Raw genomic sequence first — 18,867 nt, 5'->3', positions numbered from 1 at the left:
GCGATCCAAGGTCAATTCACTGAGGCTTTTCCAACCTGGTTGCGTAGCACGTCGGTTGGCTGAAGGCCGCGTTGAGGAAAAGGTGAAGCTCCTGGTAAACGGATTGTCGACCAAGATCAACCTGTCCGCCCGGAGCTTCACGTGCTTGTCTACCCATCGGGGATCGATCTGTCCAACTCGACCCTGCGCTACCTGTCCGACCTGCTGAAAGCCCGGCGGCGTGAGCGCGGCACGCGCTGGCGCCGCTTGACCGCGGACCGACAGGCTCTGCTCGCGCTGGCCCATCTGCGCTGCGGGCACACGTACGCCCAGCTCGCGGACGGCTTCGGGATCGGGCTGGCCACCGTCTGCCGGTACATAGTCGAGGCGGTTGAGGTCCTGGCCGCCCTTGCCCCCACCCTCCAGCAGGCCATGACCGTCGCCGCCAACAAGGCATTCGTGATCCTGGACGGCACCCTGCTGCACATCGACCGCATTGCCGCCGACCGCCCCTACTACTCTGGAAAGCACAAGCGCCACGGCATGAACGTCCAGGTCATCGCCGACGCGTTCGGACGCCTGCTCTGGGCCTCACCTGCCCTGCCGGGTGCCGTCCACGACATCAAAGCCGCACGCACTCACGGCATCATCGAAGCTCTCACCCAAGCCGGCATCCGGACGTGGGCCGACAAGGGATATCAGGGAGCTCGGGGGACGATCCGGGTGCCTTACCGGGGCCGCTGGAGCACGCTCCCAGCCGGGAAGCGGGCGGTGAACTCCTCCCACGCCCGGATCCGAGCCGTCGGAGAGCAGGCCAACGCCACCCTGAAGAGTTGGCGGCTCCTGCGCAAACTCCGTTGCAGCACCATCCGCATCACCGACATCGTCAAGGCCGTCCTGGCCTTGCACCTCGCCACGGCAGCCTGAGACAGCGCCACCATCCACGACAGCAAGGGAGATCGCTCACCGTGACAGACGTCAGAGTCACCTACGACAAGACCGTCAACGCAGCGTACGTCTACCTCACCGAACCGCAGGCCCGCGTGATATCCGCGCGCATGTATCCCTGCGATCCAGTGGACGTCGACGGCATGATCAACCTCGACTTCGACGAGCAGGGCCGCCTCATCGGCATCGAGGTGTTGGCGGCCAGTTCAAAACTGCCCGAGTACCTGCTCCAGTCCGCGGAGCGGCTTGACACTGAAGGTGCATGACCAGCCGAGCACCACGCTCGCGGCGAACAGGTTGGAAATCACTGACTCAGTCCTCATCGTGCTGCCCCTTTGCCGTCGCGGCACCGCCGCCGTACGAGCGCCGGGGCACCTCCCCCAAGTCGTTGGGGCAGTCATGACCGACCGCCGCCGTCCTGCTGTCGACCTGCCCAGCAACCCCGGGCTGCTCAACCTGGTGTACGCACCGGCGCCTCGCCCAGTCCGATGAGAGTACGGACGCCCTGAAACAATGGACGCTGTCCGTCCACAAGCCGGGCGAAGGCGACGAGGACGGCTCCCGCATCGGAGAACTGACGCTGTTCCGCGCAAGGACACCGGCTTCAGCCCCCTCATGGCCGCCGACGACTGGTCGTCCGACCGGCTTCATGTCGCCGAGACCGTCTTCGACGGGAACGACTCATACAGCGTGGAATTCCAGGAAGCGGTCGAGATGCCGTCACCGACGCCTACGCCGCCGAGGCCAAGAGGAAGATCGCTGCCCTGTGGCAGAGCATCGGCTTCCGGCACTTCGAGGACGGCGTCTACCCTCTCGACACCCCAACCGACGCGACAAGCGCACCCGGCCGGAAACGTTTCCCCACACGTCCGAGCCCAATCCGCGCACCCGCTCCCACCGTCGCAGCAATCTCCCAACCGCGTTCAACGTCTCGATGCCGCGCACAACGGCCGGGACAGAAATCTGGCATATGGGGTCCCTGAAATCGGACATGGGGCCAAGATTTCGCATGGCCCCATACCGTCGGTTTCCGCTATGGGGACGCCGCTCCCAGCCCCGCTCCCACCGGGAGCGAGTGTGACCTGCTCGAAGAGCGCTAGCCCATACCCATAAGACCCCCCGAACGACGGGGAGCCAGCAGTCACAAAACGGACACGGGTGTGAACGTGCGGGCAAGGAATCGAATATGTGGCCAGCGGCCCGAGTGGGAGCAATCCGTTAAGGGGACTGGGAGCGAGCGCGCTCCCTCCCACCGCTCCCAGGGAGCGGATCCGGAAACAGAAAAAGGGCCGTTATGAAAACGGCCCTTCACCTGCGACGTTCGATACGTTCGAACTGTCGGGACGACAGGATTTGAACCTGCGACCCCTTGACCCCCAGTCAAGTGCGCTACCAAGCTGCGCCACGTCCCGGTGCTCGTCTGACCTGGGCTTTCCCCTGGCCGAACGTGCACGGAAACCATACCGCACTCGGAGCCGTGGTCGCGCACTCCTTTCCCGACGGCCGGCGCTCGACAGATCACCCTTGACCTCAAGCGAACTTGAGGTTGCACGCTCGTGTCATGACAACGACAGCGACACGTACAGCGGCGGGCTCCTACAGCTACGCAGACCTTCCGGCCCTCATGGGACGCATGACCGGCGACGAGAAGCACGGCCCCGCGGCGACCTCCACCCTCGATGTCCTGTGGGTGCTCTACGACCGGGTGCTGCGGGTGACGCCCGACGGCGTGCGGGATCCGGAACGTGACCGGTTCCTGCTGTCGAAGGGCCACGGCCCCATGGCGTACTACGCGGTACTCGCGGCGAAGGGCTTCGTGCCGGAGGGATGGCTGCCCGGCTTCGGGTCGTACGACTCCCCGCTGGGGCACCATCCGGACCGGGTGCTCATCCCCGGCGTGGAGATCGGCAGCGGGTCCCTGGGACACGGGCTACCGATCGCCGTCGGAACCGCGCTCGGACTCCGTGCGCAGGGCCTCACGGCACCGGCGGTCTGGACGCTGATCGGGGACGCCGAACTGGACGAGGGCAGTAACCACGAAGCCATCGCCTACGCCGGACCCGCCGCCCTCGACCGGTTGCACACCGTCGTCGTCGACAATTCCTCGGCCAGCCACGCCAGGCCCGGTGGCATCGCCGCCCGCTTCGAGGCGGCCGGCTGGTCAGCAACGGCCGTCGATGGTCGCGATCACGCGGCACTGTACGAGGCCTTCACCGCGCCGCACCCGGGAAAGCCGCACGTGGTGGTCGCCCGCGTGGAGCCCAAGAACGCCTGAGTCGCGCCGACCCCACTTCTGCCGACCCCACTTCAGCCGACCCCTCTTCTTCTGTTCCTTCTTCCGTCTCTCTTGCTGTTCTGTCTCCTCTTCCCTGGAAGGACACCCGCGTCATGGAAACCATGCGTGATCGATTCGCCCCCGTCGTCTCCCGGCTGCTCGACGAGGACCCCCGGGTCGCCGTCATCCTCGCGGAGATCGGCAGGGACCGCTTCGTGGAGGCGGAGCACAGGCACCCGGACCGGGTGATCAACGTGGGTATCAGGGAGCAGCTGCTCATCGGGACGGGCGCGGGGCTCGCTCTGACCGGGCTGCGGCCCGTCATGCACACGTTCGCGAGTTTCCTGGTGGAGCGCCCCTTCGAGCAGGTGAAGCTGGACCTCGGGCATCAGGACGTGGGCGGGGTCCTGGTGAGCGCCGCCGCCTCCTTCGACTGGCCATCTGGCGGCGTCACGCACATGGCGCCGGGCGATGTGGCTCTGCTCGACACCCTCGACGGTTGGACGGTGCATGTGCCGGGGCACCCGGACGAGGCGGAGACGCTCCTGCGGCACGCGGTAGGCGCCGGTGACGACCGGGTGTACATCCGCCTCTCGGTGCAGTCGAACAGGGAGGCGCTCCCCGTCGACGGGGAGCGTTTCCTGACCGTCCGCGAAGGCCGGCGCGGCGTCGTGGTCGCGGTCGGACCGATGCTCGACGCGGTCCTCTCCGCTACGGAGGGCCTCGACGTGACCGTGCTCTACGCGACGACGGTCCGGCCCTTCGACTCCGAAGCGCTGCGCCTTGCCGCGGGCTCGGCCGACGTCGCCGACGTGGTGATCGTCGAGCCGTACCTGGCGGGTACGTCGACGGCGGCGGCGAACGACGCGCTCAGTGACCTGCCGCACCGGGTGCTGGGGCTGGGTGTGGGCCGCCGCGAGCTGCGCCGGTACGGACGGATCGAGGAGCATGTGGCCGCGCACGGACTCGACCCCGCCTCGCTGAGGGAGCGGATCAGCGGCTTCGTGGGCGGGCGGGCTCGCGGTTAGCGGAGGCCTTGCCGAGGCCCGCCCAGGCTCCGGCCGGGCTCCGGCCGGGCACGGTGCCGTCCAACCCTCGTATCAGGCCCTTCCCGGGCGGGCGGCCTCGCGACCAGTAGAGGTGGCCTTGGCCCAGGCCCCGGCCCCGGCCCACGCCCCGGCCGGTGCCGGTGCCGTCGACCCGTATCAAGCCCTTCCTGGGCGGGCGGGCTCGCGGCTCGTGGGGGCCTTGCCGAGGCCCGGGCTCCGGCCGGGCACGGTGCTGTCCACCCGCGTCAGGCCTCTGATCGCGGGGACGGAGAGCAGGGCCGCCGCGACGAGTACGGTCGTCACGCCGCCGGCGAGCAGTACGTGGCGGGTGCCGAAGACGCCGGCGGCGGGTCCCGCTAGTGCCTGGCCGACCGGGGTCATCGCGAGGGAGCCCGCGACGTCGTAGGCGTGTATGCGATTGAGGACGTCGCGCGGGACCTGGGTCTGGATGCTGGTCGCCCACATGACACCCCAGAACGACATGCCCGCGCCCGCGACCACCGCACCCGCCGCCATCCACTCCACGCTGAACCCGGCGCCCACCGTCGCCGGGAAGAGGCTGAATCCGAACAGGGCTACTGAGCCGGCGCGCAGCATCCGGCGGGGGCGCAGCCGCAGGGCGAACACGCCGCCGATTACGGTGCCGAGGCCGAGCGCCGAGTTGACCAGACCGTAGGCGCGCGGACCGTGTTCCTGGACCACCTGCGTGGCGATGAGCGGGACGGCCGGGCCCCAGGCGGCGATCATCAGTACGCACCAGATGGCGATGACAGCCCAGAGCCAGGTGCGGGACCTGAACTCCCGCCAGCCTTCGACGAGATCGGCCCGGAACCCGCTGCCGCGGATCGCCTCGGTGCCGGGCTGCGCCGGAGGCAGCCGGAGCAGGAGCAGGCACAGGGCGCTCAGCCCGTATGTGCCCGCGTGGGCCGCGAAGACGACGCCCGGTGAGGCGAACGCGACGAGCATGCCGGCGACGGCCGGGCCCGCGAGCTGTGCCACGGACTCGGCCACGCGTATCGCGCCGTTCGCCGCCTGTACATCGGCGGCGAGGCGCGGGACGGTGCTGGCGACGCCGGGCTGGAAGAGGGCGGACGCCGCGCCGTTGACCGCGCCGATGACGCAGATCTCCCACAGCACCACGTGCCCGGAGAAGAACATGACTGAGGCGAGGGACTGCGTGACGAGGCGCGTGACGTCGGCGCCGATCATCAACAGCCGCGTGCTGAACCGGTCCGCGAAGACGCCGCCGAAGATGACGAGTCCCGCGAAACAGGCGACGGAGGCGGCCATCGCGAGGCCGACGGCGCCCGCGCCGTACCCGTGCTGGAGCAAGCCCGCGGCGAGCGCCACCGGCAGCATGGTGTCCCCCAGCTTGGCCACAGCACGCGCCGAGAAGAACAGCCCGAAGTCCCTCGACCAGATCCCGGCGCGCTCCCGCGCCGGTTCACCGGGACCAGGCTCCGGTCCTCCGGACGAACCCCCCGTTCCTTGCCCCTCCCCCTTCGACCCCTGTGGCTCTTGCCTCGACCCCCGTGGCCCTTCCGTCGACATTCCGCCCATGCCTGCCCGTACCCTCCCCGGCGGCGCGGCGGCCCCAGCGGCTCCGCGTCCCCTACCCCTGCCGGATCATGCCACGCAGCACTGACATCGCTCCGGGAATTTCAGTCCGTCGGCTCCGGAGGTCCCAACTCGGGGTGGGTGTCCAGGAGTCGGCCGGGGGCGGCCTGGCGCCAGGAGTCCGTGAGGATGTCGCGCAGCTCCTCGCCGTCGTCGAGCGCGGCGAGCCTCACCCGCACCCATGCGAAGCTCGCCTCGTGGTCGGCGATCCAGAACTTCTTCGGCTCCGCGAGAACCAACTCGTCGCGCTCCACCTTCGGGCAGCGCACAGCGATGGAGGTCTCCTCCTCGGGCATCGTGGCGAACATCTTCCCCGCGACCCGGAACGTCGGCATGCTCCAGGCGATCTTCTCCGTCACCTCCGGCAGGGCGAGTGCGATGGAACGTACGTCGTCGGCGTCTTGCATGGAGGAAACCGTAGCCAAGGCCACTGACAACCGCCGGTCGGAGCGCGTGCGCGGGCGACCGGTCCGCCGATTCGAGCGCGCCCGGCGCGCCGGTCGGAGCACATGCGCGGCCTGCCCGCATGCCGGTCCGCCCGCCTAACCGCCTGCCGGTCCGCCGGTCCGCCGGCCTGCCCGCCTACCCGCCTGCCGGTCCGGCGGTTGGCGCGCGAACCGGCACCGGCTCCCCCGCGAAACCCGCAACCCCCACCACCCCCACCACATCCCCCGGCCCGTTCCGACCCATTGACCCCTCTCCACCCGGAACCTACGCTGAACGACGCCATCGGGAAAGCGCTTTCTAAGCTTCGGCTTCCAGGCGCTCCGGCATTCCCGCAGCACTCACCGCACGCCCGAGTCGGCCACCGGCCAACAGCCCAGGGAGCGCCATGAGTTCTACGAGTTCCGCCACACCCGTACCGTCCGGGAGACACGGACCTCCCGCGCCCACCGCGCGGAACCCGCGAAACCCACACAGCTCACACAGCCCACACAGCTCACACAGCCCTCGCGGCTCACGCAGCTCACGCGGCTCACGCAGCCCTTATACGCGACGCCACCGCCCATGCTCCCCCTGGACCGTCCTCCTCGCGCTGGTCGCCCTCGTCGTCGGTCTCGGCCTGGCGGCTCCGCCGCGCGCAGAGGCCGCCGCCTCGTACCGCGTACTCGTCTTCTCCAAGGTGACGAACTTCGCCCACGACTCGATCCCGGCGGGCATCGACGCGATCAAGAAGCTCGGCAGTGAGAACGGCTTCGAGGTCGAGGCGACCGACGACGCCGCCGCGTTCACCGACGAGAACCTCGCCCGCTTCAAGGCGATCGTCTTCAACAACACCAACTCGACGCCGGAGAAGGGCGATCTGCTCGACGCCGCCCAGCGCGCGGCCCTGCAGAAGTACGTCCGCGGGGGCGGCGGCTGGGTCGGACTGCACGCCGCGTCGGCCAGCGAGCGGGACTGGGGCTGGTACGAGGGGCTCGTCGGAGCCATCTTCGACCAGCATCCCGCCGTACAGACGGGCCGGATCAAGGTCCTTGACCACGCGCACCCGTCCACGAAGGGGCTTCCGGAGCTCTGGGAGCGGACGGAGGAGTGGTACAACTGGCGCACCAACCCCACCGGGAAGGTGCACACGCTCGCGCAGATCAAGGTGCGCGACGGGGTCACCGGCCTCGACGAGGGCGTCGACCATCCGTGGTCGTGGTGCCAGAACTACGACGGCGGCCGCTCCTGGTTCACCGCGGGCGGCCACGCCAAGTCGGCGTTCGAGGAAGCCGGTTTCCTCCAGCACATACTCGGCGGCATCCAGTGGGCGGCCGGCGACAAGCCGGGTGACTGCTCGGCGACCAGGACCGGCAGCTTCCAGCGCACCCCGCTCGCCACAGCCGACCTCGCGGACCCCTTCGAGCTGGCCGTCGCGCCGGACCGGCGCGTGTTCTTCATCCAGCGGACCGGCAAGCTGAAGATCATCGATCAGGCGACGCTGAAGGTCACCACGGCGCTCGACCTCGCCTACACACCCGAGATGACGAGCCAGTCGGACGGTCTGCTGGGGCTCGCGCTCGATCCGAAGTTCCGGGACAACCACTGGATCTATCTGCTGAACTCCGACAAGACCGAGAAGCGGATCAATCTGTCGCGGTTCACCGAGTCGGGCGGCAAGGTCGACCCCGCGTCTGAGAAGCGTCTGCTCACTCTGCCGACCTGGCGGGGCGAGGGGCGCGCCAACTCGCATATGGCGGGCTCCATCGCCTTCGACAACAAGGGTGACCTCTACATCGCGACGGGCGACAACACCGACCCCTTCGCGTCGGACGGGTTCAACCCGATCGACGAGCGCGAGGGCCGTCGCGCCTGGGACGCGCAGGGCACCGCGGGCAACACGAACGACCTGCGCGGCAAGGTGCTGCGGATCACTCCGAAGGCCGACGGGACGTACGGTGTTCCCGAGGGGAACCTGTTCGCGCCCGGCACCGACAGGACGCGCCCGGAGATCTACGCGATGGGCATGCGCAACCCGTTCCGGATCACGACCGATCCGGTCAGTGGGGCGCTGCTCATGGGTGACTACGGTCCCGACGCGCGCGACGCGGTGGCCGACCGCGGGCCCGAGGGCACCGTGGAGTTCAACCGCATCACCAAGGCGGGGAACTACGGCTGGCCGTACTGCATCGGCGACAACACGCCGTTCAACGACTACGACTTCGGGACGGGGAAGTCCGGGGCGAAGTTCGACTGCGGCCACCTCGTGAACGACTCGCCGAACAACACCGGCCTGCGCGACCTGCCGCCCGCGCAGGCGGCGACGGTCTGGTACGCGTACTCCGCGTCGGAGCAGTTCCCGGAGCTCGGTACCGGGGGCGGTGGCCCGATGAGCGGTCCCGTCTACGCCTACGACCCTGCGAACCCCAACAAGACCAAGTTCCCTGAATACTTCGACGGGAAGTGGTTCAACTACGAGCTGACCAGGCAGTGGTTCAAGACCTTCTCGATCCAGGAGAAGGACCAGACGTTCACGGATCCGCGATTCGCGCCCGCCGAGGCCGGTGACCTGCAGTCCATCAACTCCGTGTTCGGCGACATGAAATGGAACCAGCCCTTCGACGCGGACTTCGGTCCCGACGGGGCGCTGTACGTCATCGACTTCGGGCTCGGCAGCGGTACGGGCCGCGGCGGCAGCAACGAGGGCGCCGGCATCTACCGGATCGACTACGTAGCCGACAGCCGCCTCCCGGACGCGCGGACCGCGGCGGCGCCGGACAGCGGCTCGGCTCCCCTCGCCGTCACGTTCTCCAGCGCGGGCTCGGGCCTGCCGGACGGCAAACCGGTCACGTACGCCTGGGACTTCGACGGGGACGGCACGACCGACTCGACCGACGCGAACCCGAAGTACACGTACACGGAGAACGGCGTGTTCACGGCGCGGCTGACGGTGACCGGGCCCACCGGGCTCACCGGTCTTGCCGTGCAGGACATCACCGTGGGGAACACCCGGCCCGAGGTGACGATCCAACAGCCGCCGAACGGCGGGACGTTCAGCTTCGGCGACACCATTCCGTTCAAGATCAAGGTGACAGACCGGGAGGACGGGCGTCCGATCGACTGTTCGCGCGTCGTGGTTCAGTCCCAGCTCGGCCACGACTCCCATCTGCATCCGCTGGACAACTACACGGGATGCGCCGGGGAGATCGTGACGGACGCGGGTGACAGCCACGGTCCCGGCCAGAATCTGTACTACGGCATGAGTGCCCAGTACGAGGACAAGGGCGGGGAGGGCGGGGTGCCCGCGCTGACCGGGTCCGCGTCACTCTCGCTGCGTACGTCGTTCCGTGAGGCCGAGCACTTCACCAAGACCGGCGGCGCGCACGACGGTGTCGTGGTCGCGAGCCGCGCGGACGCGTCGGGCGGCAAGCGGCTCACCGAGATCGAGGACGGGGACTGGGTGTCCTTCGACCCTGTGCACCTGAAGGGCGTCGACTCGGTGACCGTGGGCGCCGCGTCGGGCGGGATCGGCGGCGACGTCGAGTTCCGCGTGGGCTCCCCCACCGGCAAGCTGCTCGGCAAGGTGTCCGTCCCGAACACGGGAGACTGGGGCAACGTGGTGTCCCCCACAACCCAACTGGCCGACTACGACGGCACGTTCCCGCTGTACGCCGTTTTCACCAACCCGCAGTGGGGCGCCGACAAGCCCGACCTGTTCGCGGTCGACTGGCTGCACTTCAACGGGCCCGGAGTGGAGAAGCGCGAGGGCGCCAAGGTGAAGGTGACCGCGACGCCCGAGAGCGGTGCGCCGCCGCTCACCGTCGCCCTCAAGGGGACGGTGAAGCTCCCGGAGGGCCGTACCGCGGCCTCGTACCACTGGGACTTCGGGGACAACGTCAAGCCGGGCGGTACGGAGGGTGCCGACGCCCAGCACGCGTACGCGCGCGCGGGTGCGTACACGGCGCATCTGACCGTCACCGACGACAAGGGCGACACGACCACCGGCTCGGTCCGGATCACGGTGAAGTGAGGGGTGAGGAGTGGCATGAGAAGCAGCAGAAGGGCCTTTCTCGGTACGTCGCTGGGGCTCGCGGCGGCGGTCGGCACGGCGCTGCCCGCGTCGGCCGGGCAGCGGCGGCGCATCCCGCGCGGCGGCATCGGCATGCACCTCTACACGATGCGTGACGTCCTCGCGACGGACTTCGTCGGCACCGTGGCGCAGCTCGCGGAGATCGGGTACGCGACGGTCGGCGTGAGCGGGCGGCACGGGTACGGGGCGGCGGACATTCGGCGGATGCTCGACACCGTCGGTCTGCGCGCGGTCCTGGAGCATGTCGCATACACGACGCTGACCGGCAGCGGCCTGCCGCAGGCGCTGGAGGATCTGCACACCCTGGGCGCCAAGTGGCCGGTGGTGCCCAGCCTGCCGGGCTCGATGCACAGCGTGGCCGGATACCGGGAAGCGGCAAGGGAGTTCAACCGGATCGGGGCCGCGTCACGCGAGGCGGGTCTCGGCCCCGTCCTGTTCCACAACCACGACGGCGACCACGACGTGGTGGACGGGGAGAACCTGTACGACATCCTCGTCCGCGAGACCGATCCGCATCTGGTCGCCTTCGAGCTGGACGTGTACTGGGCGTCGAAGGGCGGCGCGGATCCCGCCACGTACTTCGTGCGGCACCGGCGCCGCTTCCCCGCCCTGCACGTGAAGGACATGGCGCCCGACGGCGGGTTCGCCGACGTGGGGTCGGGGACGCTCGACTTCGCCGCCATGTTCGACAAGGCGCAGGCCGGCGGCGTCAGGCAGTGGCTGGTGGAACACGACACCCCGAAGGACCCGTTCGCGACGGCCCGTAACAGCTACGAGTATCTGGCGGCGCTGCGGTACTGAGGAAGCGGGAGATGAGAAGGGGCCCCGCACCCCATGACGCTCGCAGAGGGCGTCTCGGGGTGCGGGGTCCCTGCCGTGCTCCGAGGCCTGCGCGTAAGGCCTACGCGTAGGAGCTAGTCGTGCGCCGAGACCGCTCCAAGGAGCTCGCGGATGCGGCTCGTCGCCGCGCGGAACTCTGGGGTCGCGAGCGTCTGCGCGTAGTCCCGCTCGGCCGGCAGGCCGACGTCGATGATCTCGGTGACGGTTCCGGGGCGCGGGCTCATGACGACGACCCGGTCGGCGAGGTAGACGGCCTCCGGGATGGAGTGGGTCACCAGGAGGACCGTGGTGCGGGTCTGCCGCCAGATGCGGTTCATCTCTACGTTGAGCTGCTCGCGCGTGAGCGCGTCGAGCGCGCCGAACGGCTCGTCCATGAGCAGGACGGGCGGCTCGTGCAGGAGGGCCCTGCACAGGGCGACCCGCTGCTGCATGCCGCCCGACAGCTCGTGCGGATACGCGTCCTCGAAGCCGGTGAGGCCCGTCATCCGGATCAGTTCGTCGGCACGCGCGCGTGCCTGGGCGGCGGGCATGCCACGCATCTCCGCCTGGAGCAGGATGTTGCGGCGCGCCGAGCGCCACTCCAGGAGGGCCGCGCGCTGGAAGACGTACCCGATGTCGTGGCGCGGGCCGCGCACCCGCTCGCCGTACAGGCTGACCTCACCGGACGAGGGCGAAAGGAGCCCCGCGACGAGCTTGAGGAGCGTGGACTTGCCGCAGCCGGACGGTCCGACGATGGCGACGAACTCACCGGCCGCGACGTCGAGCGAGACGTCGGTGAGCGCGGTGACGTCCTTCTTCTTCGTATGGAAGCGGACGTCGACATCCGTCGCGCGCACGGCGGCCCCGACGTGTCCGCTCGCCCCGTCGGCCTTCTTCAGTGTCGCGTCCTTCGGCATCGTGCGGCTCTCCTTGTGAGCTGTCCGGAACGGGTTCGCACTCGGGTTTCTCAGTCCTTGATCCCGTTGGCCGAATCCCAGTAGTCCGCCACCGGCTTCGGGCTCTTGACCAAGCCCGCCTGGGCGAAGACGTCGATGGTCTGCTGCCAGTCGGCCTCGGTGTTGGCGCCGGGCGCCTTGCCCTGCGTCGCGTCCGTGTGCAGGAGGGTCAGGGTGGTCTTGAACTGCTCGGACAGCACGGTCTCCGGCGGGAGTTGCTCGGAGGCGCCCTTCATGGAGGCGACGGCCGGCTCGGGGCTCTTCTCGGCGGCGGCCCAGGACTCGCTGACGGCGGCGACCATGCGCTTGGCCAGATCGCCCTTGCCCTGAAGGGTCTTGGGGCCCGCGATGAGGCCGTCGGAGTAGAAGTTGAGACCGTGCTCGGAGAAGCGGAGGTACGAGACGTCCTTCTTGGCCTTGTCCTGCATGGTGGGGCCCTGGTCGCTCGCGTAGCCGAGGAGGGCGTCCGTCTTTCCGGAGATGACGGCGGCGATCTTGCCGGCGGGATCGGTGTTCTGGACCTTGACGTCCGACTCGGCGAGGCCGTTCTTCTTCAGGAAGATGGGGAACGTCTTGGAGAGCGCGTCGCCCGCCGTCCCCGCGATGGTCTTGCCCTTGAGGTCCGCCGGGGACTTGATGTTCTGGCTCGCGAACGACTGCACCGAGGCGGGCGTCGTCTGGAGGAACACGCCTAGGCTCTTCACGTTGACGCCCTGGTCCACGCCCGCGAGCACGGCGGGGGTGTCGGCCCAGCCGAAGTCGGTCTGGCCCGCGCCGGTGGCCTGCACCGTCTTCTGCGAGCCCTGGCCCGCGCGGATCTCCAGGTCGATGCCGTGCTTCTCGAAGATCTTCTGCTTCTTGCCGTAGTAGAACGGCGCGTGCTCGCCGTACGGATACCAGTTGAGCGTCAGCGTGACCTTGTCGAGCTTCTTGCCGGAGTCGCTGGTCGACGTGGAGCCGGAGTCGTCTCCGCAGGCCGTCACCGTCAGGGCGACGAGCGTCAGGGGGACGAGTCCGGTCAGGAGTCTGCGCGCGTGCATGAGGCGGCCCTTCTGGCGGCGGTCGTTGGGTGGTCCGGGGAGGTTCCCGGGCGGTGCCGGCGTTCAGTACGCCGTGGTCGCCGCGACGTCGCGGCGGCTCGCGTGCCACGGCAGGAGCAGCTTCTCGGCGATCTCGACGAGGACGAACAGCACGACACCGATCAAGGACATGACGAGCAGGCCCGCGAAGAGCATCGGGGTGTCGAGGTTGCCGTTGGCCTGGAGGATGACGTAGCCCAACCCCTCGTTGGCGCCCACGAATTCACCGACGACGGCGCCGGTGACGGCGAGCGTGACGGCCACCTTGAGGCCGGAGAACAGGTGTGGCAGGGAGGCCGGGAAACGGATCTTCCGGAAGGTCTGCCAGGGGCTCGCGCCCATCGTCGCGGAGAGCTGGAGCATCTCCGGGTCCACGGCCTTGAGTCCGGTCACCATCGAGATGACGACCGGGAAGAACGCGATGAGTACGGCGATGAGGATCTTCGGCGCGATGCCGAAGCCGAGCCAGACCACGAACAGCGGCGCGATCGCGATCTTCGGGACGACCTGGGCGAAGAGCAGGATCGGATAGAGGGTCTTCTCGACGGTCGACGAGTAGACCATGATCACGGCGGAGAAGATGCCGACACCGACGGCGATGACGAAGCCGAGCAGCGTCTCGTACGTGGTCACCCAGGTGTGCTGCCAGAGATAGTCCGGCTTGTCGAGGATGACGTCGAGGGTCCGGCCCGGTGACGGCACCAGATAGGGCTCGACCAGCTCCGCCGCGGCGATCACCCACCAGGCGACGAAACAGACGACGAGCAGCGCGACCGGGCGCCAGCTCCGCTCGGCCATGTCCGCGGCGCGCCGGCGCAGTCCGGGCGCCTGCCGGTCGGCAACTCCCCTTGTCTCGGCGGGAGTTGCAGGCAGTGTGCTCTGACTCACGATGAACTCCTACGGAATCGGGAGGCAGTTGAGGAGAGCTGAGGTAACAGAATTCGCGAGGTATCGGAACAACAGGCGGGACGGTGACGAAGACGAGAAATCGCTTTCAGAAAGCGCTTTCTGATACGATGTCAGCCACGCTAATGACTCGTGGAGCACAGGGTCAATAGGCCGTTCCGAAGTTTCCTGTGACCGGTGCCGCAACCGGAATCCGAGGGGGCAGAGTGAGCGAACCGCACGGGCATCCGCAAGAACCGCACGTGACCCTCGACGCGGTGGCCCGCACGGCGGGGGTCTCCCCCGCGACGGCGTCCCGCGCCCTGAACGGCACCACCCGCGTCCGCGACGACCTGCTGCGCCGGGTCCGCGCCGCGGCCGACGAACTCGGCTACATCCCGAACGCCCACGCGCAGGCCCTCGCCAGCGCCTCCAACAACACCGTCGGCGTCATCTGCCACGACGTGGGCGACCCGTACTTCGCCGCGGTCGCGAGCGGCATCATGGCGCGGGCCGCCGAGCGCGGATTGCTGGTGATGCTGTCCAGCACGTTCCGCGCGCCCGAGCGCGAGATCGCGTACATCTCGATGCTGCGGGCGCAGCGGGCCCGCGCGATTCTGCTCATCGGTTCCGGCTTCCAGGATCCCGCGTGGGAGCGTTCGCTGGACTCCGAGATCGCTCCCTATCTGCGCGGCGGGGGCCGGGTCGCGGTCGTGAGCCGGCACCGCAGTCTGCGCGTCGACACCGTGCTGCCGGAGAACCGGGCAGGGGCGGCGGCGCTGGCCCGAGCGCTGCTCGGCCTCGGGCACCGGGAGTTCGGGGTGCTCGCCGGGCCCGCACGGCTGACGACCGTCGCGGACCGGCTGACCGGCTTTCGGCAGGGGCTCGCCGAGGCGGGGGTGCGAATCGCGGACGGGTGCGTGGTCGAGGGCGCCTTCACGCGCGACGGCGGCTACGCGGCGGCGCGCGAACTGCTGCGCCGGGGCCCGCGGCCCACCTGCGTCTTCGCGGTCACCGACGTGATGGCCGTCGGGGCGCTCGCCGCGTTCCGCGACCACGGGCTGCGCGTCCCTCAGGACATCTCCCTCGCGGGCTTCGACGACATCCCGCTGGTCCGCGAACTGACCCCGCCCCTCACGACGGTGGCCCTCCCCCTGACCGGCATGGGCCGCGCCGCCCTCGACCTCGCGCTGCGCGAACCGAGGGGGCCGCGCTCGCGGGTGGAGCGGATCGTGGGCGAGGTACGGATCCGGGCGAGCACGGGGACACCGGGGTGATCAGGTGGCCTCTCGGTTACTCGGCAGCTTCCCCGAGCGCTTCCAGGACCGGCCTGATCAGGGGGTGCTCCTCCGCTCCGCAGCGGACCGCCGCGAAGACCCTGCGGGTCGGGGCAACGCCGTCGACCGGGCGGACGACCGCGTCGGACAGGTCCATGCCGCGCAGCGCCGAGCGCGGGACCAGGGCGACGCCCGCGCCCGCCGAGGCGAGGGCGACGACGGCGCGGAAGTCGTCCGAGGAGTGTTCGACGCGCGGCTGGAAACCCGCGTGCTCACAGGCCAGGACCACCACGTCGTGGCACGGGTTGCCGGGGAACGGGCCGATCCAGGTGTCCTTGGCCAGCTCGGCGAGCGGCACCCGGTCGGACGCGGCGAGCCGGTGCGCCGCGGGAAGCACCGCGTCGAACGGCTCCGCGTACAGCGGTACGCGCGTGAGGCGGGCGTCGTCCGCGCCGGGCGCGCCCCGGTACTCGACGGCGACCGCGACGTCGACCTGCCGGTCGAGGACCATCGGCAGGCTCGCGTCGCCTTCGGCGTCCTGGACGCGGATCCGGATGCCGGGCGCCGTCCGCGCGAGCCGCATCAGGGCCGGGGCGACGACGAGGCCGATCCCGGTGGCGAACGCGGCGACGGTGACCGTGCCGGCCGCCCCCGAGCTGTACGCGGCGAGCTCGGCCTCCGCCCGCTCCAGCTGGGCGAGGACCGCGTTCGTGTGCGTGAGCAGGATCTCGCCCGCCGGGGTGAGCCGGACGCCTCTGGCGCCCCGCTCGACGAGCCGGTGGCCGGTCTCCTGCTCCAGGGCGGTCAGCTGCTGGGAGACCGCCGACGGGGTCAGATAGAGCGCGGCGGCAGCCGCCGTCACGGTGCGGTGGTCGGCCACCGCACGGAGGATGTGCAGCCGCCGCGCTTCGATCATGCGACCGATTCTCCCAAATGTGCCGCCGATGTCCGAACCGGGGCCCGTCCGGCGGATCAGGCCGGAACCGGGTGGCCGTGAATGTCCGCGAACGGGGTCATGGGGGTCACCCTGCTCCTCAAGAGCTCGGGGAGGGCGTGCCGGACCCCTCACCCCAGCATGATCCGCCGGACAGGCCCCAGGTCAGCCGGCCGTCCCGGCGGACTCCGCGTCGAGCTCCGCGCGGGCCGCGACGAACGCGTCCACGGCCCGGTTCACGTCCTCGGTGGAGTGCGCCGCGGAGAGCTGGACGCGGATCCGGGCCTGGCCCTGCGGGACGACGGGGTACGAGAAGCCGATCACGTACACGCCGCGCTCCAGGAGCAGCTCCGCCATGCGGCCCGCGACGGACGCGTCGCCGATCATGACGGGCGCGATGGCATGGTCGCCGGGCAGGATGTCGAAGCCCTCCTGCGCCATGCGGGTGCGGAAGAGCGTCGTGTTCGCCGTGAGCCGCTCGCGCAGTTCGCCCGCCGACTCGATCAGGTCGAGGACCTTGAGGGAGGCGGCCGCGATCACCGGGGCGAGGCTGTTGGAGAAGAGGTACGGGCGCGAGCGCTGACGCAGCAGCGCGACGATCTCGGCGCGGGCCGCGACGTAGCCGCCGGAGGCGCCGCCGAGCGCCTTGCCGAGGGTGCCGGTGATGATGTCGACGCGGTCCATGACGCCGTGCAGCTCGGGGGTGCCGCGGCCGCCGGGGCCGACGAAGCCGACGGCGTGCGAGTCGTCGACCATGACCATGGCGTCGTAGCGGTCGGCGAGGTCGCAGATCTCGCGCAGGGGCGCCACGTAGCCGTCCATGGAGAAGACGCCGTCGGTGACGATGAGGCGGCGGCGGGCGGACTGCGCCTCCTTCAACTGCCGCTCCAGGTCCGCGAGATCGCGGTTGGCGTAGCGGAAGCGGCGGGCCTTGGAGAGGCGGATCCCGTCGATGATCGAGGCGTGGTTCAGCGCGTCGGAGATGACGGCGTCCTCCTCGCCGAGGAGTGTCTCGAAGACGCCGCCGTTGGCGTCGAAGCAGGAGGAGTAGAGGATCGTGTCCTCCTGGCCGAGGAACGCGGACAGGCGCGCCTCGAGCTCCTTGTGGACCTCCTGGGTGCCGCAGATGAAGCGGACGGAGGCCATGCCGTAGCCCCAGCGGTCGAGCGCCTCGTGGCCGGCGGTGATGACCTCGGCGTGGTCGGCGAGGCCGAGGTAGTTGTTCGCGCAGAAGTTGAGGACCTCGCCGGGGCGGCCGCCCGCGGTGACGGCGACCGTCGCGGACTGCGGGGTGCCGATGACGCGCTCGGGCTTGTGCAGGCCCGCGGCGGCGATCTCGTCGAGGGTGGCCTGGAGACCGTCGCGTACGGAGTCGAACATGGTGACTTCCTTTAAAGAAGAGGTCGGTCAGGAGGTCGGGGGCTCACCGAGCCAGAAATTCAGCCTTCCCAGTCGAGGATGACCTTGCCGCCGCGGCCGCTCGCCGCGTCGTCGAAGGCCGCCTCGAAGTCGCGGTGGCTGTAGCGGCCCGTGATCACGGGGGCGAGGTCGAGGCCGCCCTCCAGGAGGACCGACATCGCGTACCAGGTCTCGAACATCTCGCGGCCGTAGATGCCCTTGATCGTGATCATCGAGGTGACGATCCGGGACCAGTCGACGGCGAACTCCTCGGCGGGCAGGCCGAGCATGGCGATCTTGCCGCCGTGGGTCATGTTGGCGAGCATGTCGCGCATGGCGACGGGGTTGCCCGACATCTCCAGGCCCACGTCGAAGCCCTCGCGCAGGCCGAGCGTTCGCTGTCCTTCGGTGATCGTGGACTCGGCGACGTTCAGGGCGAGGCTGACGCCGATCTTGCGGGCCAGGTCGAGCCGCTCCTCGCTGACGTCGGTGACGACGACGTTGCGGGCGCCGGCGTGCCGGGCGACGGCGGCGGCCATCAGGCCGATGGGTCCGGCGCCCGTGATCAGGACGTCCTCGCCGACGAGCGGGAACGACAGGGCGGTGTGGACGGCGTTGCCGAACGGGTCGAAAATCGCGGCCACGTCGAGGTCGACGGGCACGCGGTGCACCCACACGTTGGCGGCGGGCAGGGCGACGTACTCGGCGAACGCGCCGTCGCGTCCGACGCCGAGCCCGACCGTGGACCGGCACAGGTGGCGCCGCCCGGCGAGGCAGTTGCGGCACTTGCCGCAGACGAGGTGGCCCTCGCCGCTGACGCGGTCGCCGATGGCGATGTCGGCGACGTCACGGCCGGTCTCGACGACCTCGCCGACGAACTCGTGGCCGACGATCAGCGGCGCGCTGATCGCCTGCTGCGCCCAGCCGTCCCAGTTGCGGATGTGGAGGTCGGTGCCGCAGATCCCGGTCCTGAGGACCTTGATCAGCACGTCTCCGTGGCCGATGCCCGGCTCGGGCACGTCCGTCAGCCAGAGTCCCGGCTCGGACTTCTCCTTGACCAGCGCCTTCAACGCACGGCTCCCGTCGTCGCACCCCGCGTCGCGGCATGCCGGGACCGGCCGCCGTGCGAGGGGAAGAG

At 69.9% G+C, this 18,867-nt stretch carries 15 protein-coding genes and 1 tRNA gene; 7 read left to right on the top strand and 9 right to left on the bottom strand.

Annotated elements, in window-relative coordinates; translation table 11 throughout:
* Nucleotides 1–141 precede the first annotated feature (141 nt).
* Together AC07EJ_RS31645 and AC07EJ_RS31640 are read left to right on the top strand one after the other, a co-directional pair.
* The gene (locus AC07EJ_RS31645; RefSeq protein WP_478885542.1) at nt 142–906 is read left to right on the top strand and encodes a transposase family protein; all 765 of its coding nucleotides are present in this window, start codon (nt 142–144) and stop codon (nt 904–906) included.
* Nucleotides 907–947: 41 nt separating this feature from the next.
* Nucleotides 948–1,193 carry a DUF2283 domain-containing protein gene (locus AC07EJ_RS31640; protein ID WP_453725615.1) on the top strand — a complete coding sequence of 82 codons (246 nt, stop codon included), beginning with the start codon at nt 948–950 and terminating at the stop codon, nt 1,191–1,193.
* 1,072 nt (nt 1,194–2,265) lie between these two features.
* Here the strand turns inward: AC07EJ_RS31640 and AC07EJ_RS31635 are convergent.
* Nucleotides 2,266–2,339, bottom strand: a tRNA-Pro gene (locus AC07EJ_RS31635).
* A gap of 149 nt (nt 2,340–2,488) precedes the next feature.
* Between AC07EJ_RS31635 and AC07EJ_RS31630 the strand changes: the two genes are divergently transcribed.
* Nucleotides 2,489–3,202: a transketolase gene (locus AC07EJ_RS31630; protein WP_389481321.1), complete on the top strand. Its 714-nt coding sequence runs from the start codon at nt 2,489–2,491 to the stop codon at nt 3,200–3,202.
* 113 nt (nt 3,203–3,315) lie between these two features.
* Nucleotides 3,316–4,230, top strand: coding sequence for a transketolase family protein (locus tag AC07EJ_RS31625; RefSeq protein WP_389481323.1), 915 nt, complete (start codon nt 3,316–3,318; stop codon nt 4,228–4,230).
* 177 nt (nt 4,231–4,407) lie between these two features.
* On the opposite strand, the gene AC07EJ_RS31620 is transcribed toward AC07EJ_RS31625, so the two are convergent.
* Both AC07EJ_RS31620 and AC07EJ_RS31615 read right to left on the bottom strand, forming a co-directional pair.
* The gene (locus AC07EJ_RS31620) at nt 4,408–5,802 is read right to left on the bottom strand and encodes an MFS transporter (protein WP_478885577.1); all 1,395 of its coding nucleotides are present in this window, start codon (nt 5,800–5,802) and stop codon (nt 4,408–4,410) included.
* 110 nt (nt 5,803–5,912) lie between these two features.
* Nucleotides 5,913–6,275, bottom strand: a complete 363-nt coding sequence (locus AC07EJ_RS31615; protein ID WP_389481325.1) for an MmcQ/YjbR family DNA-binding protein — start codon at nt 6,273–6,275, stop codon at nt 5,913–5,915.
* A 629-nt stretch (nt 6,276–6,904) separates the two neighbouring features.
* Between AC07EJ_RS31615 and AC07EJ_RS31610 the strand changes: the two genes are divergently transcribed.
* The gene (locus AC07EJ_RS31610; protein ID WP_478885576.1) at nt 6,905–10,321 is read left to right on the top strand and encodes a ThuA domain-containing protein; all 3,417 of its coding nucleotides are present in this window, start codon (nt 6,905–6,907) and stop codon (nt 10,319–10,321) included.
* 15 nt (nt 10,322–10,336) lie between these two features.
* Nucleotides 10,337–11,182, top strand: a complete 846-nt coding sequence (locus tag AC07EJ_RS31605; RefSeq protein WP_478885541.1) for a sugar phosphate isomerase/epimerase family protein — start codon at nt 10,337–10,339, stop codon at nt 11,180–11,182.
* Nucleotides 11,183–11,295: 113 nt separating this feature from the next.
* Here AC07EJ_RS31605 and AC07EJ_RS31600 read toward each other — a convergent pair whose 3' ends face one another.
* The 3 genes from AC07EJ_RS31600 to AC07EJ_RS31590 form a co-directional block, all read right to left on the bottom strand.
* Nucleotides 11,296–12,117: an ABC transporter ATP-binding protein gene (locus AC07EJ_RS31600; RefSeq protein WP_478885540.1), complete on the bottom strand. Its 822-nt coding sequence runs from the start codon at nt 12,115–12,117 to the stop codon at nt 11,296–11,298.
* Nucleotides 12,118–12,167: 50 nt separating this feature from the next.
* On the bottom strand, nt 12,168–13,196 hold the full coding sequence (locus AC07EJ_RS31595; RefSeq protein WP_389481333.1) for an ABC transporter substrate-binding protein: 1,029 nt from the start codon (nt 13,194–13,196) through the stop codon (nt 12,168–12,170).
* Between the two features lie 63 nt (nt 13,197–13,259).
* Nucleotides 13,260–14,123: an ABC transporter permease gene (locus AC07EJ_RS31590; RefSeq protein WP_389481336.1), complete on the bottom strand. Its 864-nt coding sequence runs from the start codon at nt 14,121–14,123 to the stop codon at nt 13,260–13,262.
* Nucleotides 14,124–14,383: 260 nt separating this feature from the next.
* Here AC07EJ_RS31590 and AC07EJ_RS31585 point away from each other — a divergent pair, with 260 nt between their 5' ends.
* Complete coding sequence (locus AC07EJ_RS31585) at nt 14,384–15,397, top strand: LacI family DNA-binding transcriptional regulator (RefSeq protein ID WP_389481520.1); 1,014 nt, start codon at nt 14,384–14,386, stop codon at nt 15,395–15,397.
* 16 nt (nt 15,398–15,413) lie between these two features.
* Here the strand turns inward: AC07EJ_RS31585 and AC07EJ_RS31580 are convergent, their stop codons facing one another.
* The 3 genes from AC07EJ_RS31580 to tdh form a co-directional block, all read right to left on the bottom strand.
* On the bottom strand, nt 15,414–16,313 hold the full coding sequence (locus AC07EJ_RS31580; RefSeq protein ID WP_389481338.1) for a LysR family transcriptional regulator: 900 nt from the start codon (nt 16,311–16,313) through the stop codon (nt 15,414–15,416).
* A 183-nt stretch (nt 16,314–16,496) separates the two neighbouring features.
* Nucleotides 16,497–17,711, bottom strand: coding sequence for a glycine C-acetyltransferase (locus AC07EJ_RS31575; RefSeq protein ID WP_393583218.1), 1,215 nt, complete (start codon nt 17,709–17,711; stop codon nt 16,497–16,499).
* Nucleotides 17,712–17,770: 59 nt separating this feature from the next.
* Nucleotides 17,771–18,799, bottom strand: a complete 1,029-nt coding sequence (tdh, locus tag AC07EJ_RS31570) for an L-threonine 3-dehydrogenase (RefSeq protein ID WP_389481344.1) — start codon at nt 18,797–18,799, stop codon at nt 17,771–17,773.
* Nucleotides 18,800–18,867: the final 68 nt, after the last annotated feature.

Source organism: Streptomyces sp. NPDC045026, from assembly GCF_056432625.1.
Note: the sequence above shows the minus strand (reverse complement) of the source record. Positions and strands in the feature narration are given on the sequence as shown.

What these genes read in the sequence shown, in the direction of transcription:
- AC07EJ_RS31630 (WP_389481321.1), top strand. Translation starts at nt 2,489, where the DNA reads ATGACAACGACAGCGACACGTACAGCGGCGGGCTCCTACAGCTACGCA.
- AC07EJ_RS31625 (WP_389481323.1), top strand. Translation starts at nt 3,316, where the DNA reads ATGGAAACCATGCGTGATCGATTCGCCCCCGTCGTCTCCCGGCTGCTC.
- AC07EJ_RS31620 (WP_478885577.1), bottom strand. Translation starts at nt 5,802, where the DNA reads ATGTCGACGGAAGGGCCACGGGGGTCGAGGCAAGAGCCACAGGGGTCG.
- AC07EJ_RS31615 (WP_389481325.1), bottom strand. Translation starts at nt 6,275, where the DNA reads ATGCAAGACGCCGACGACGTACGTTCCATCGCACTCGCCCTGCCGGAG.
- AC07EJ_RS31605 (WP_478885541.1), top strand. Translation starts at nt 10,337, where the DNA reads ATGAGAAGCAGCAGAAGGGCCTTTCTCGGTACGTCGCTGGGGCTCGCG.
- AC07EJ_RS31600 (WP_478885540.1), bottom strand. Translation starts at nt 12,117, where the DNA reads ATGCCGAAGGACGCGACACTGAAGAAGGCCGACGGGGCGAGCGGACAC.
- AC07EJ_RS31595 (WP_389481333.1), bottom strand. Translation starts at nt 13,196, where the DNA reads ATGCACGCGCGCAGACTCCTGACCGGACTCGTCCCCCTGACGCTCGTC.
- AC07EJ_RS31580 (WP_389481338.1), bottom strand. Translation starts at nt 16,313, where the DNA reads ATGATCGAAGCGCGGCGGCTGCACATCCTCCGTGCGGTGGCCGACCAC.
- AC07EJ_RS31575 (WP_393583218.1), bottom strand. Translation starts at nt 17,711, where the DNA reads ATGTTCGACTCCGTACGCGACGGTCTCCAGGCCACCCTCGACGAGATC.